General features: G+C 71.1%; 14 protein-coding genes. 3 read left to right on the plus strand and 11 right to left on the minus strand.

Going from position 1 to position 13,218, the window contains the following annotated elements; translation table 11 throughout:
• Positions 1–4 precede the first annotated feature (4 nt).
• From C3B71_RS14840 to ispF, 4 genes are all read right to left on the minus strand, one after another.
• On the minus strand, positions 5–1,246 hold the full coding sequence (locus C3B71_RS14840) for a hypothetical protein (protein ID WP_108969097.1): 1,242 nt from the start codon (positions 1,244–1,246) through the stop codon (positions 5–7).
• Between the two features lie 190 nt (positions 1,247–1,436).
• On the minus strand, positions 1,437–2,432 hold the full coding sequence (gene rlmB, locus C3B71_RS14845; RefSeq protein WP_073333973.1) for a 23S rRNA (guanosine(2251)-2'-O)-methyltransferase RlmB: 996 nt from the start codon (positions 2,430–2,432) through the stop codon (positions 1,437–1,439).
• A 76-nt stretch (positions 2,433–2,508) separates the two neighbouring features.
• On the minus strand, positions 2,509–4,032 hold the full coding sequence (cysS, locus tag C3B71_RS14850; protein WP_073333970.1) for a cysteine--tRNA ligase: 1,524 nt from the start codon (positions 4,030–4,032) through the stop codon (positions 2,509–2,511).
• A gap of 31 nt (positions 4,033–4,063) precedes the next feature.
• Positions 4,064–4,663 (minus strand): 2-C-methyl-D-erythritol 2,4-cyclodiphosphate synthase, encoded by a 600-nt coding sequence (gene ispF / locus C3B71_RS14855; protein ID WP_108969099.1) that lies wholly within the window; start codon positions 4,661–4,663, stop codon positions 4,064–4,066.
• Between the two features lie 223 nt (positions 4,664–4,886).
• On the opposite strand from ispF, the gene C3B71_RS14860 reads away from it, so the two are divergent.
• From C3B71_RS14860 to C3B71_RS14870, 3 genes are all read left to right on the plus strand, one after another.
• The gene (locus tag C3B71_RS14860) at positions 4,887–6,092 is read left to right on the plus strand and encodes a methyltransferase domain-containing protein (RefSeq protein WP_234416315.1); all 1,206 of its coding nucleotides are present in this window, start codon (positions 4,887–4,889) and stop codon (positions 6,090–6,092) included.
• A gap of 86 nt (positions 6,093–6,178) precedes the next feature.
• Positions 6,179–7,630 (plus strand): serpin family protein, encoded by a 1,452-nt coding sequence (locus tag C3B71_RS14865; protein WP_146750875.1) that lies wholly within the window; start codon positions 6,179–6,181, stop codon positions 7,628–7,630.
• A 139-nt stretch (positions 7,631–7,769) separates the two neighbouring features.
• Positions 7,770–8,171, plus strand: coding sequence for a GNAT family N-acetyltransferase (locus tag C3B71_RS14870; RefSeq protein ID WP_395994451.1), 402 nt, complete (start codon positions 7,770–7,772; stop codon positions 8,169–8,171).
• Positions 8,172–8,219: 48 nt separating this feature from the next.
• On the opposite strand, the gene C3B71_RS14875 is transcribed toward C3B71_RS14870, so the two are convergent.
• From C3B71_RS14875 to C3B71_RS14905, 7 genes are all read right to left on the minus strand, one after another.
• Complete coding sequence (locus tag C3B71_RS14875; RefSeq protein ID WP_108969106.1) at positions 8,220–8,891, minus strand: HAD family hydrolase; 672 nt, start codon at positions 8,889–8,891, stop codon at positions 8,220–8,222.
• Positions 8,888–9,427, minus strand: coding sequence for a hypothetical protein (locus tag C3B71_RS14880; protein WP_073333960.1), 540 nt, complete (start codon positions 9,425–9,427; stop codon positions 8,888–8,890). The genes C3B71_RS14875 and C3B71_RS14880 overlap by 4 nt, the downstream gene beginning before the upstream one ends.
• Entirely contained in the window at positions 9,424–10,221 is a 798-nt protein-coding gene (locus C3B71_RS14885) for an HAD family hydrolase (protein ID WP_108969108.1), read from the minus strand. The genes C3B71_RS14880 and C3B71_RS14885 overlap by 4 nt, the downstream gene beginning before the upstream one ends.
• Positions 10,222–10,391: 170 nt before the next feature.
• On the minus strand, positions 10,392–11,267 hold the full coding sequence (locus tag C3B71_RS14890) for a PTS system mannose/fructose/sorbose family transporter subunit IID (protein WP_073333956.1): 876 nt from the start codon (positions 11,265–11,267) through the stop codon (positions 10,392–10,394).
• Between the two features lie 32 nt (positions 11,268–11,299).
• On the minus strand, positions 11,300–12,157 hold the full coding sequence (locus C3B71_RS14895; protein WP_073333953.1) for a PTS mannose/fructose/sorbose transporter subunit IIC: 858 nt from the start codon (positions 12,155–12,157) through the stop codon (positions 11,300–11,302).
• 37 nt (positions 12,158–12,194) lie between these two features.
• Entirely contained in the window at positions 12,195–12,689 is a 495-nt protein-coding gene (locus C3B71_RS14900) for a PTS system mannose/fructose/N-acetylgalactosamine-transporter subunit IIB (RefSeq protein WP_073333951.1), read from the minus strand.
• The gene (locus C3B71_RS14905) at positions 12,689–13,141 is read right to left on the minus strand and encodes a PTS sugar transporter subunit IIA (protein WP_073333948.1); all 453 of its coding nucleotides are present in this window, start codon (positions 13,139–13,141) and stop codon (positions 12,689–12,691) included. The genes C3B71_RS14900 and C3B71_RS14905 overlap by 1 nt, the downstream gene beginning before the upstream one ends.
• Positions 13,142–13,218: the final 77 nt, after the last annotated feature.

Genomic DNA, 13,218 nt, shown 5'->3' on the forward strand with positions numbered 1-13,218 from the left:
CTAGTCAGGCCCCGAGCTCCTCGGCAACCAGCGCCATCTCCTGGTCCGCACGACGCCGCAACTCCCGGTGTCGGGTCCAGGAGGCGAGGGAGGCCTCGGCGACCGCGTCGACCAGCAGCACCACACCCGTGGCCAGCAGGCCGCGGTGTGCCACCCCGGTGCGGTCGCGGCGGTGCACCGCCGTCCCGATCAGCGCCCCGCCGATGCCGGCCTCCAGGGCAACGCCGGCCCGCATGAGCCAGGGCCGCTCGGTGACGACGCGAATGTAGGTCTGCCAGAAGGCCGAACCGGGCGCCTCCGGGTCCTGCAGCATGAGCCCGACCGAACGCCCCACGGCGTTGGACAGGCCGCGCGGCTCGTGCACCACGGCGCCGGGCGCCTCCGCGGGCGCCAGCCGACCGGTCAGCACCGACGCCACCCAGTCGGGCAGGCCGAGCGCATCGATCAGGGCCACCAGGCCGTCGATACCGGGGGTGGAGAAGGCCTCCGCCACCGCCTCCGCATCCGCCCCGGGCACGGCCGCGGCCACGAGCGAGACGTCGGTGGAGTCGGTGAGCATTTCATCCACCAGGGCGCGCAGGGCCGGCCCCGGCTCGGCCACGCCGCCCCACACGTACTGCGAGGTCATGCCCCAGGAGAAGACGGCGTCGTCCTCACTCTCGCCGGTGGTGACGGCGCGTACCGCGATGTCGCGGGCGTCCACGGTCAACACCAGGGCCGGCAGAGACTCCTTGTCCCAGCCGAAGGAACCCAGCTGGTTGCCCTCACCGGAGTACATGACGATGCGCCGGTCGAGCGCGGGCAAGGAGGTGACGGCCAGCGGACGCTCCAGCAGGGTGGCCTGCAACGGCACCATGTAGGCACTGAGCGGAGAGACGACCACGGTGCGGGAACCCTCCGGCGTCTCCGGGGCCACGGTCGGCAGGGCGACATCGGCGGGCAGGGCGTTGAAGGAGGCCGGGCCGATGGTGACATCCCCGGAGAACTCGCGCGCAAGGGACTCAACCAGCTCGCTGATGCGAGTTCCGGGCATCACGCCGCCGCGCGACGGCGGGGTGACGGCCACGCGCCCGTCGGCGTCGGCCAGCAGTGTGAGGGAGAGCAGGTGGGGGGTCGCCGGGTACCACTCGAGGCGGGCGACTACCCGCTCCGCCTCGAGGCGCGCGGCAACCGCGTCCGGCTGGGTTCCGGGCACGACGAGTACGCCCTCGGTGCGGTTCCAGCGCTGTGCGGGGTCTTGAGCCATGAAGGCCTCCTAGTCGGATGGTGACGACCGTTGTCCGGCCCGTCCACGCGACGGGCGGGGACACCACCATTGTGTCAGCATAGAGCCTCCCGGTCAGCCCGGGGAGCCCCGACCGGGGTCGCCGGGTTGCCTGGCCGGGGGAAGCCGGACCACCCGGCCGGGTCGTCAGGTGGCCGGAAAGCCTCGGCGGTTACTTGCCGGCCCCGGCCCGACGGCGCAGCCGGTCGACCTCGTACAGGGCGATGCCGGTGGCCACCGCGGCATTGAGCGACTCCACCGTCCCGGCGATCGGGATGGAGATCAGCAGGTCGCAGGTCTCGCGCACGAGCCGCGACAGTCCGCTGCCCTCCGCGCCGGTAACCACCACCAGCGGGGAGTCGGCCAGATTCAACTCCTCCACCGGCGTATCCGCCCGCCCATCCAGGCCAACGACGAAGCAGCCCTCCCGCTTGAGCGCCTCGAGGGCGCGCACCAGGTTCGTCTCCCGGGCGACCGGCACCCGCGCGGCGGCGCCGGCGGACACCTTCCAGGCGGCGGCGTTCACGCCCGCAGAGCGGCGCTCGGGCACGATCACGCCGTCGACGCCGAAGGCCCCGGCCGAGCGCAGCACCGCCCCCAGGTTGTGGGGGTCGGTGACCTGGTCGAGCGCCACCAGCAGGGGGGTGTGCCCGGCGGCGCGGGCACGTTCCAGCAGGTCGCGGGCGAGCACGTACTCGTAGGCGGGCACCTCAATGGCGACCCCCTGGTGGGCGGCGCCCTCGGTGAGGGCCTCCAGGTCGAACTTGGTGGCCTCCACCACCGGTGCCCCGACCAGGGCGGCCCGCCGCACCACGGCGCCCAGGCGGTCATCGGATTGGGCGGAGGCCGCCATGAACACCCGGGTGATGGGCACGCGTGCGCGGGCCGCCTCCGCCACCGCGTTGCGGCCGCAGACGATCTCGTGGTCCCGCGGCACGTTGAAGCGCTGCCGGGCGGCCTCCAACTGCCCGGAGCGGGTCGGCTGAGCGGCGCGGGCCTCGGCCCGGGCCTTGGCGCGCGCCTTCGGGTGGCCGACGCGGTCCTCGGCCTTGGGGGTGGGTCCGCGCCCCTCCAGGCCGCGGCGGCGCACACCGCCGGAGCCCTTGAGCGGGCCCGTCTTCTTGCCCTGCTTGCGTATGGCGCCGTGGCGCCGATCATTTCCCGGCATCGCGGGCCTCCTGTTCTGCGGTTGGCGGCCAGTGGCCGCGGTGACGTTGGTGTTGCGCCGGGGTCGACGCGGCGGGTCAGGCCAGGTGCCAGCGGGCCCCGGTGGCACTGTCCTCGACGACGACGCCGGCCGCGGACAGCTCGTCGCGCAGCGTGTCCGCCCGCGCCCAGTCCTTGGCGGCGCGGGCCTGCGCCCGCTGCTCCAGCAGCCCGGTGACCAGCTGGTTCAGGGCACGCATGGCGGCGTCGTCCGTGCTGCCGCCCGCGCCGAGCACGCGGTCGCGCCAGGGCTCGGCGAGCGGGTCGAGGCCGAGCACGTCCAACTGGGCGCGCAGGTCCAGGGCCGCCTGGGCGACGGCGTCGAGGTCGGGGTTGGGCGCGGCCAGGGCCGTGTTGAGAGCCTTGAGACTGGCGTGGACGACGGCCATGGCGCCGGCGAGGTTGAGGTCGTCGTCCATGGCTGCGGCGTACTGCGCGGGCAGGTCCCGGGCGCGCACGGCCGCGGCGGGGGCGTCGACCGGGTTCGGGCCGCCGTCGGCGGGCGCGGTGATCTCCAGGGCGCGCATGATCGCCCCGGACAGCCGCTCCCATAGGGAGGCGGCGTCGGCGAGAGTCTCCTCGGAGAACTCCACCGTGGAGCGGTGGTGAACGGTGCCCAGCGCCAGGCGCAGCACCGCCGGGTCGTAGCGGTTGAGCAGTTCGGAGACCACCAGCGAGTTGCCCAGGGACTTGCTCATCTTCTCGCCCTTGATGGTGACCCAGGCGTTGTGCACCCAGTGGCGGGCGAAGCCCCAGCCGGCCCCGTGGGACTGGGCCTGCTCATTCTCGTGGTGCGGGAAGCGCAGGTCGATGCCGCCGCCGTGGATGTCGAAGGACTCCCCCAGGTAGCGGCGGGACATGGCCGAGCACTCCAGGTGCCAGCCGGGCCGACCCCTGCCCCAGGGGGCGTCCCAGGCGGCGTCCGCGGGCTCGGTGGGCTTGGCGGCCTTCCACAGGGCGAAGTCGCGCGGGTCGCGCTTGTCCGCCTCCACCTCCGCGTCGATCTGGGAATCCTCCTCGGTGGTGGCCAGGTCGTCGACGCTCTGGTTGGTCAACGACCCGTAGTCGGGCAGGGAGCGCACATCGAAGTAGACATTGCCGGGCTGCCCGGTGTAGGCGTGTCCGGCGTCGAGCAGCCGCTGCACCAGGTCGATCATCTCGGGGATGTGGCCGGTGGCGCGCGGCTCGTAGGTGGGGGGCTGCACGCCGAGGGCCCGGTAGGCGGCGTCGAACTCGCGCTCGTGACGCTGCGCCCACGCCCACCAGGGCACGGGCGGGTCGGCGGCCGCGGACTTGGCGAGGATCTTGTCGTCGATATCCGTCACGTTGCGGATCAGCACGACGTTCTGCCCGCAGTGGGTCAACCAGCGGCGCAGCACGTCGAAGGCGATGGCGCTGCGCATGTGGCCGATGTGCGGGGAGCCCTGAACCGTGGCACCACACAGGTAGATCGCCACCGTACCGGGCGTGACGGTGGGCGCCAGGGGCACGACGCCCTGAGCGGCCGTGTCATACAGGCGCAGGTTCAGCGCGGGACGCGCTTCATTGGATGAGGTGCTCACGGCCGCAGCCTAGCGGGTGCGGCAAGTCCGGCTACACCTGCGGCACCGGCCAGACCAGGGCGGAGGCGACGGCCGCCAAACCCTCCTCACGCCCGAGGAAGCCAAGGTGGTCGGTGGTCGTGGCCGAGAAGGCGACCGGGGCGCCGACGGCGTCACTCAAGGCGGTTGTGGCCTCCCGCATGCGCCCGGCCACCCGCGGGCGTGCGCCGACCAGTTGCACGGCGACGTTACCGATTTCGAAGCCGGCCGCGCGCACCCGCCCCGCGGCCTCGGCCAGTAGCGCGGCACCGGCGGCGTTCTCCCACTCCGGCGCATCCGTGCCGAAGTTACTGCCCAGGTCCCCCAGGCCGGCGGCGGACAGCAGGGCGTCGCAGCAGGCGTGGGCGACGACGTCGCCGTCGGAATGCCCCTCCAGTCCGACCTCGTCGGGCCAGTCCAGGCAGGCCAACCGCAGCGGAGTGTCGGAGTCGGCGGCGAAGGCGTGCACGTCGGTGCCGATGCCGGTGCGCGGCGTCCACTGGGCGATCTGCGCGCGGTAGGCGGCGGCGTCGGCCTCGGTGAACGTGGCGGTGCCGGCCGAGTGGCGGGGCGTGCGTCGCGCAGGGGTATCACTGTCGGGTTGATCGGTCATGCCCCACAGTCTGCCGTATATCTACTCGTGACCCGTGTATCCGTTTGTTGCCCCGCGCGTCGCCGGGAGCACCGGCCGCCTTGACGCGGTGGCAGGATCCGGCCGGACAATGCGCCCCGTGGCTCCCGCACGCACGTCCAGCAGCACTACCCCGGCCGCACCGGCCGGGTCGACGCCGCTGTGCGCGCTGCACGAGGACGGCACCTGTCACTCCTGCCCGCACATGTCGACGCCGCTGCCCGTGCAGCGGGCCCGCAAGCAGGCCCGGATCGTCGCACTGCTGGCCGACGGCGCGAACCCCGTCCCGGCCGCGGCCTGGGAGCGGCCGGCGGCGAGCGCGCCGAAGCGCTTTCGCAACAAGGCCAAGATGGTGGTCTCGGGGACGGCGGCCAAGCCGCTGCTGGGCATTCTCGGGCCGGGCGGGCACGGCGTCGATCTGCGCACCTGTCCCCTGCACGTGCCCGAGATCGAGGCGGCGCTACCGGTACTCGCACGCGCGATCACGACGCTCGGGCTGACGCCCTACGACGTGTCCGCGCGGCGTGGCGAGCTCAAGCACCTGCTGGTAACGGCCTCCCCGGACGGGGACCTGATGGTGCGCTTCGTGTTGCGCAGCCGCCGACACGTCGACGACCTGCGCGCCGCCCTGCCCGGCCTGCGGCGGGCGCTGCCGACGCTGGCGGTGCTCAGCGCCAACATTCAGCCGGTGCACCAGGCGATTATCGAGGGGCCCGAGGAGATCCTGCTCACCGAGGACGACCGTCTGCTCATGCGGCTGCACCTGCCGGTGTCGGACGCGCCAGAGGATGGCACGGCGGGTGCGGGCCCGACGGAGCTGCCGTTGTACCTACCCACGCGTTCCTTCTTCCAAACCAACACCGGCATCGCGCAGGCGCTTTACGCCACGGCGCGGCGGTGGGCGGATGATGCGCTCACGGTTCCCGGTGCGGCGCCCACGGCTCCCGCCGCGACGCCCACCGCCCCGCGGGCCCCGCGGCGGGTGTGGGACCTGTTCTGCGGCGTCGGCGGCTTCGCCCTGGCCCTGGCCGGACCGGATCGGCGCGTGCTGGGAGTGGAGGTGTCGGCGGCGGCGATCGACGGCGCCCGGGCCGCCGCCCGACTCATGAGGCTGCCCGACGATCGGGTCCGGTTCGAGGCGGGCGACGCCTCCGTTCTCGACCCGGGAGCCGGGCCGGTGCCGGACCTGCTGGTGGTCAACCCGCCGCGGCGCGGCATCGGGGCGGAACTGGCCGAGCGCATCGAGGCCGCGGGGGTGGAGCGGGTGCTGTACTCCTCCTGCAACCCCGCGAGCCTGGCGAAGGACCTGGCGCGGATGCCCTCGCTGCGGCCGCGGCGGGCGCGCCTGTTCGACATGTTCCCCCACACCGACCACGCCGAGGTCCTCGTAGACCTCCGCCGACGTCGGTAGACGTTACGTGCCAAGACCGGTTGTTAGGGCGGGTCTGGGCACGACGGCCCATGGATCGGTGTCGCCTTGTCACGTAGCCTCGTGACATGGCGAGCAACGACGCTGCACCCGGTCCCTTTCCATCCGCCCCCTCAGCATCGACCACCCCCTCGGCCCCTGCGCCCCCGGGCCGCCCTGCGCCCGGCCGCGGGACTCGCGGCCTGTCCCGCCGCCGGGCGCTGGCGCTCCCGCCCGCCATCGCCGCGCTGGTGGCCCTGGGCGGGTGCGGAGTATTCGGAGGCTCCGCGCGGGCACAGGCCTACGACACCGACGCCGTCCACCGCGAGATCCCGCTGGAGGACGCTCCCGGCGCGCCGGATGCCGCGGCCGCCTGCGCCGCTCTGAGTGAGTCACTGCTGCGCTTCCGCCTGGGCGAGGAGCCCGCGGCTAACGCCTTGACCTGCCCGGTCGGAACGGCCCTGACCATAGCCCTGCTGTACGCGGGCTCCGACGCCCCCGCCGACGGCGTGGACTCACTGCTCGGCGTATCGGCCGCCAAGGCCGCCGACGCCGATTCGGGCACCACCCGCGACCTGACCTGGTCGGCGCTGCAGAACGCCCTGCTGGCCTACGACCCCAGCGATGAGGAACTGAACGACTTCGACCCCGAGCAGATCCCGGAGGCCCCGCTGCTGCACATCGCCAACCGGGTGCTGCTGGTCGGCGATGACCCGGCAGTGGAGCAGTCCTACCTGGATGCCGCCCGCGAGTGGTATGCCGCCACCACCGAGCACGCGGACCGCGACGACGCCAAGGCCGCCCTGGACGCCTGGGCCGAGCGCCACACCGGCGGGCTGATCAAGTCCTCGGGCATTGAGATCACCAAGGACACGCGGCTGGTGCTGCAAAACGCCCTGCTGTTCGCCGCCCGGTGGAGCACTACCTTCGACGCGAACCACACTTACGACCAGGACTTCACCCTGGCCGACGGCTCCACGGTCACCGCCCAGCTCATGCACGAAGACTTCTTCCGGCCCTGCGTGCAGGGCGAGGGCTGGCAGGCCGTGCGCCTGCCCTACTGGGACGGGGACGACGACGCCCAACTCGTCATGGACGTGATCCTCCCCGACGCCGGCGTCGCTCCGACGGATCTGCCCGAAGGCGCCTGGGAGCAGGCCTCGGCGGCGCTGGACGCCGTCACGGAGGACCGGAGGAGCGAGGTCGTGCTGGCCCTGCCAACCCTCGACCTGAAACCCGGGCCCGTGGACCTGCTCGCCTTTCTGGACGCCCAGGGCACCACGCTGGACTCCCTGGAGCACATCGGCGAGGAGCTGGTCGTCGACCAGGCGGTCCAGCAGGTCCGCCTCATGGTCAAGGAGGAGGGCACGGTGGCCGGGGCGCTCACGGAGCTCTCCGGAGCGGACGGCGCGGCGGCACCCCCGGAGGCGCCGGTGCAGTTCATCGTGGACCACCCCTTCGCACTGCGCATCGTCGACCAGTTGACCGGCCTGGTGCTGATCGAGGGCGTCATCATGGACCCGACCGCGGCCGCCGAGTAATTCCGGCCACGCCGCGGCCCCGCCTCCCGAAGGCCGGCCGAACGGCTACGCTCATACCCGGCAGCCCTTCCCACGACTGTAAGGAGTACCCGTGAGCGTCGACGTCATCACCCAGTCCACCCCCGAGCTCGTCGAGGCGATGGAGCGCCTCATCCCCCAGCTCTCCCGCAGCGCCCCGGCTCTGACCGCCGCGCAGTGCGAGGCCCTGGTCGCCCAGCCGGGCGTGTACCTGTTCGCCTTCCGCCCCGACGCGCCGCTCGCCGACGGCACCACCCCCATCCTGGGCATGCTGACCCTGGCGACCTTCACCATCCCCACCGGACTGCGCGCCTGGGTGGAGGACGTCGTCGTCGACGGCGACGCCCGCGGCCACGGTGCCGGCCAGGCACTGGTCGAGGCCGCCGTCGAGTACGCGCAGTCGCTGGGCGCCCGCACCGTCGACCTCACCTCGCGCCCCTCCCGGGAGGCGGCCAACCGCCTGTACCGCCGGGCCGGCTTCAAGCTGCGCGAGACGAACGTTTACCGCTTCTCCGGCGAGTGATCCCGCGGCCGGTCCGGGGCGCGGCGTCGTGCATGCCCCGGCCCACGCTCAGGGCTCGGCCCACAGCAGCAGGTGCGGCGTGACGGCCTTCAGGTCCGGGACGACGACGAGCCCCGGATCGGCCGGGAAGTGCTTGTGCCCGCCGATCTGGATCACCCGCAGGTCGTTGGAACGGGCGGAGGCCGCCCCGGTGGCGGAGTCCTCGACGACGACGCACTGGTCCTCGCTCAGTCCCAGCAGGCGCATTCCGGCGGCGTAGGGGGCCCGATCGGGCTTGCCCGGCAGGCCATCGTCGCCGGTTATCAGGCCGGCGAAGACGTCGCCGAGCGCGTGCGCAACCGCCTCGACGATCGGGCGCGGGGACTGGGTGACGATCACCTGCGCCAGCCCGACCTCCAGCAGGGTCTGCGTGATCTCCCGCGCCCCCGGCACCAGCGGCGGGTTGGCCCTGACGGCGGCCTCGACGTCGGCGGCCATGCCGGTGAAGATCGCCTCGGCCGCCGGGTCGTCGGGGCCGGGGGCCGCCCCGGTGGCGGCGATGAGTTCGTGGGTGCGGCTGATGGAGGCGCCTTCCAGGGCGGTGACCTGTGCTGCGGTGACGGTGCCGCCGGCGGCCTCGCAGCGACGGCGGAAGGACTCATCCCAAAAGGGTTGGGAGTTGATGAGCGTGCCGTCCATGTCCCACAGGACGCCGCGCACATAGCGGCCGGAGTCACTCATCGCTTGCTCCCGGAGTTGCGCCCGCCGTTGCCCGACCGGCCGCGGCCCTTGTTGCCCTTGGCGCGTCGGCGTTCGGCCCGCTCCGCACGCCGAGCAAGCTTCTCCTTCTCGCCCTGCGCCCACTCGACGCGCCCGGTCAGCCAGTCGCGGGTTTCGCGGGTGAGCATCTTGTTGTCCTCCAGCAGGCCGCCTGCGCGCAGCTCGGTGAAGTCCAGGTACTCGGAATTGCGGGTGCGCGCGTACTGTCGCTCGGCCTCGTGCAGGTCCGCGGCATCCCGTGCGACCTGCCGCTCGATCATCTGCCGCCCCAGCAGCAGGAAGATCGCCAGCACCAGGGCCACGATGCTGCCGTAGCCCTTCGTGGGCGCATACAGCAGGGCCGCCAGGACGGACAGCCCGACGGCGGGCCCCATCATGCCGTAGGTGTACCCCTCGGAGCGTCCGTCGTGGCCGCGGGCCCAGGCACGGAGCTTGGCGCGCCCGTCCGGGTCGCCACCATTGAACCAGTCGCGCACCCGCCCGCCGATGCTGCTCATCGTTCTGCCTCCTCAAGTAGCCCGTCGATCAGTTCGGCCATGGATCCCACCGACCGCTCGCAGGCGGCGACGACGTCGGGCGGGGACCAGGGCAGGCAGATGGCGTGGTCGGCGACGACGTGCATGGGGATGTCGTTCCAGGAGTCGCCCACGCTCCAGGTCTCGATCCGCTCCCCCGGCAGGGGACCGTCGGTGCCGGTGAGCACGTCCACCAGGTCACTCAATCCGGCGCCCTTGGTGGCCCCGGCGGGAATGACGTCGAGGAACTCCTGGTTGCGCACCACCTCGATCTGATCCGGCCAGCGGGCGGTGAGGTCGGTGGCGATGCGCTCGCGCACGTCGTCGTCGCGCACCCGCATGGGCACCCCGATGAAGCGGTGGCAGGGCATCTCCTCCAGGGTCATGGGCAGGAAGATCTCCAGGATTGGGGAGGTCTCGTGGTAGGTGTCGGACAGGATGTGGTCCGCCTCCATGGTGGTGGCGAAGACGGTGAGCCCGTCGATGCCCTGCAGAAAGTCGGCGATCTCGTGCGCGACGCCGTCGGGCAGGTAGCGGGCGGAGAGGACCCGGTAGTCGCCGTCGATCAGGACGGCGCCGGTGAAGGTGACGGCGTAGTCGAAACTCATGCCGGCGGCCGTGAGGGTGTTGCGCGTGGCGAAGACGGACTTGCCGGTGTCGACGACGAGCAAGTTGCCGGCGTCCCGCCAGCGCTGCATGGCTTCCAGGTCGGCGGAGCTGACGCGCCGGTCGAACAGGACCGTGCCGTCCAGGTCGGTGGCGATGAGTTGACGCACTGCTTCTCCTGCCAGGCCGAGTTATGTGCTGGGTAACAGATTACTGACTGGGCGCCGGGAGCACACCAGTGATGCGGGTGGAATTCGGTCGGAACGGGCGTCGAGGTCGGTCGAAGCCTCGCAACTTCGACCGACCTCGACGGTAACAACGACCGACCTCGGTGGTGGGGCTATAGGCCGAGCCAGCCGGTCCAGGCGCCGAGGATGCCGATGACGAACATGCCGAGAATGATCCACAGGGCGTTGATCTTCTTATTCAGCAGCCACATGCACAGGAAGGTCAGCCCCAGCGCGGCCACGCCCGGCAGCAGCTGGTCGAGAATATTCTGCAGGGTGGTCTCGGTGACGGTGCCGTCGTCCGCCTCCACCGAGGAGATCACCCCGGGGAAGTTGATCGTCGTCCATTTGGCCACCAGGGCACCCATGACGAACAGACCGGTGATGGCGGCGATCTGCGTGATGCGCTTGAGCTGGCCGCCGCCGACCTCACTGACCATGGCGGTGCCGCGCTCGTAGCCCCACTTCAGGCCGTACCAACGCACCAGGATGCGAATGACATTGATGCCCAGGAAGTAGATGAGCGGGCCGAGCCACGCACTGCTCGAGCCGGTCAGGGCCAGGGAGGCACCCAGAGCGCCAAGCACGGGCCGGATGGTCCCCCAGAAGATGGGGTCGCCGACGCCGGCGAGCGGGCCCATGAGGCCGACCTTGACGTTGGTGATGGTGTCATCACCGATTTCCTCGCCCTTGGCACGCTGCTCCTCCATGGCGGCGGTGACGCCGAAGACCACCGAGGAGATCCAGGGGTGGGTGTTGTAGAACTCCAGGTGGCGCTTGAGGGCGGCCGCCTGTTCGGTCTTGTTGGACGGGTAGAACCTCCGGATCGCCGGCATGAGGGTGATGCAGAAGCCCATGGCCTGCATGCGCTCGAAGTTGAAGGATCCGAGCAGGAATGTGGAGCGCCAGTACATGCTCCGCAGGTCGCGGTCGGTGAGCATGCGCCCGGTGTCGGGAGCGGCGTCGATTTCAGTGGACTCTGTGGACATGGTCGTGTTTCCTTCCCTGTTCCTTGCCGCGGTCAGTCGAGCTCGTCATCGAGTTCGTCGTCCAAGTCGTCGTCCAGGCCGCCGGAGCCGCCGCCCACTGCTGCGGGGGCGGGACGCGGCAGCTGAACCGACTCGTGGAAGTCGGGGTTGAGTTGGACGTAGATGAAGGCCAGGCAGACGCCCATGATGCCCAGGGCGACCAGGGTGATACCGGTGTCCAGGGTGGTCATGGACTGCGCCACGATGAAGCCGATGAAGAAGAAGGGCATGAGTTTGCGTGCCCGCATCATGTTGATGACCATGGCGTAACCGACGACGACGATGAAGCCACCGGCGATCTGCAGGCCCTCGGTGACGACCTCGGGAATCAACCCCAGGGCGCGCGCCACGGAGTCACCGGAGGCGACCACCGCGACCGCGGCGGTGGGAATCGCCACGCGCAGGCCCTGCAGGGACAGCGCGATGAAGTGCATGATCTGAATGCCCCGCATATTGCCGTCCTCCGCGAAGCGGTCGGCCTGGTGGGCGAAGAACACGTTGATGGTACGTACGAAGATGGTCAGGGCCTGGCCGGCGACGGCCAGCGGGACGGCGACGGCGATCGCCTCATCGTGGGTCTGTCCGCCGGCGATGGCGATGACGGTGGAGATGGTGGATGCCAGTGCGGCGTCGGGGGCCATGGCGGCGCCGACGTTCATCCAGCCGAGGCTGAGCAGCTCGAGGCTGCCGCCAACCATGATGCCGGTGGTCGGATCGCCCATGGCGAGCCCGGTCAGGGTGCAGGCGATGATGGGTCGATAGAACATGCGTTCGTCCAGAACGGAGTCGCAACCGGCGAGGAAGGCCACGAGGGTCACGAGGATGATCTGGACAGCACCGATGTCATGCATGAGAGTGCTTCCTGGTGGGGACGGATAGGGGAGGGGGTCAGTTGATGAAGCCCTTGGACTTCAGCGTTTCCATCAGGCCGGTGCGCCCGGAGGAGGGGACCTGCTGGATGTATTGGCTGATGCCGCGGGAGTCGATCTCCTGGAAGTTCTTGACGTCCTCGTCGGAGACGTAGACGGCCTGCGACAGGGCCTTGGTGCCCTGCTTGAAGGTCATGCCGCCGACGTTGACCTCATCGGCCTGGATGCCCAGGTCGAGCAGGCGCACGATGTCTGCCGGGGTCTCGACGACGATGACGGCCTTGAGGTTCTCGTACTTGGGGTTCTTGTACACGCGGGCGGCCTTGGCGACGGTCAGCACATGGACCTTGACCTTGCCGCCGCCGGTCTGGAGCATGAGCGTCTTGCGCAGCTCGTCGTTGGCGGCGCCGTCGGAGACGGCGAGGATGGCCTCGGCGCCCAGGGAGCCGGCCCAGTTGTTGGCGACCTGGCCGTGGACCAGGCGGGAATCGATGCGCAGGAGCTTGATGTCCATCAGAGCTCGTCTCCTTCGTCGTCGTCGGAATCGGTGGTGGTGGGTGGGGTGAAGATCTCGGAGAGGACCTTGACGCCGCCGGCGCCGGAGGTCTTGGCGACCTCGACCAGCTCGGTCAGGTCGCCGCCGGCCAGGCGGCGGCCGAGGACCTCGATGAGCATGGGCAGGTTCACCCCGGTGACGACGTCGGCGTCCTCACGGGCGGCGGCGAAGCGGGCGGCGGCGTTGTAGGGGCTGCCGCCGAGCAGATCCACGAGGATGAGGTACTGCCCCGAGGCGGAGGACTCGACGGCGTCGGCGTACTTCGCCAAGAGGTCGTCCGGTCCTTCGCCGGGGTCGAAGCTGATGGGGACGACGTCGTCCTGCGGGCCGGCGATCATGGCGGCGGAGTTGAGCAACCCCTCCGCCAAATGACCGTGGGCCGCGACGATCACTGCAACTGATGACTGCAACGGCGGGCTCCTGCCAGTGGCGCACCGTCGGGGAACGGTGCTGATCGAACAATGGGGTCATGACCACGTCGCCATGC

It is taken from the genome of Actinomyces sp. Z16 (assembly GCF_003111765.1).
In the GTDB taxonomy this organism is placed as follows: domain Bacteria; phylum Actinomycetota; class Actinomycetes; order Actinomycetales; family Actinomycetaceae; genus Actinomyces; species Actinomyces glycerinitolerans.

Coding starts and splice junctions, on each gene's coding strand:
- C3B71_RS14880 (WP_073333960.1), bottom strand. CDS start 9,427: ATGAGCAGCATCGGCGGGCGGGTGCGCGACTGGTTCAATGGTGGCGAC.
- C3B71_RS14890 (WP_073333956.1), bottom strand. CDS start 11,267: ATGTCCACAGAGTCCACTGAAATCGACGCCGCTCCCGACACCGGGCGC.
- C3B71_RS14840 (WP_108969097.1), bottom strand. CDS start 1,246: ATGGCTCAAGACCCCGCACAGCGCTGGAACCGCACCGAGGGCGTACTC.
- C3B71_RS14865 (WP_146750875.1), top strand. CDS start 6,179: ATGGCGAGCAACGACGCTGCACCCGGTCCCTTTCCATCCGCCCCCTCA.
- C3B71_RS14875 (WP_108969106.1), bottom strand. CDS start 8,891: ATGAGTGACTCCGGCCGCTATGTGCGCGGCGTCCTGTGGGACATGGAC.
- C3B71_RS14870 (WP_395994451.1), top strand. CDS start 7,770: ATGGAGCGCCTCATCCCCCAGCTCTCCCGCAGCGCCCCGGCTCTGACC.
- C3B71_RS14900 (WP_073333951.1), bottom strand. CDS start 12,689: ATGGACATCAAGCTCCTGCGCATCGATTCCCGCCTGGTCCACGGCCAG.
- ispF (WP_108969099.1), bottom strand. CDS start 4,663: ATGACCGATCAACCCGACAGTGATACCCCTGCGCGACGCACGCCCCGC.
- rlmB (WP_073333973.1), bottom strand. CDS start 2,432: ATGCCGGGAAATGATCGGCGCCACGGCGCCATACGCAAGCAGGGCAAG.
- C3B71_RS14860 (WP_234416315.1), top strand. CDS start 4,887: ATGTCGACGCCGCTGCCCGTGCAGCGGGCCCGCAAGCAGGCCCGGATC.
- C3B71_RS14895 (WP_073333953.1), bottom strand. CDS start 12,157: ATGCATGACATCGGTGCTGTCCAGATCATCCTCGTGACCCTCGTGGCC.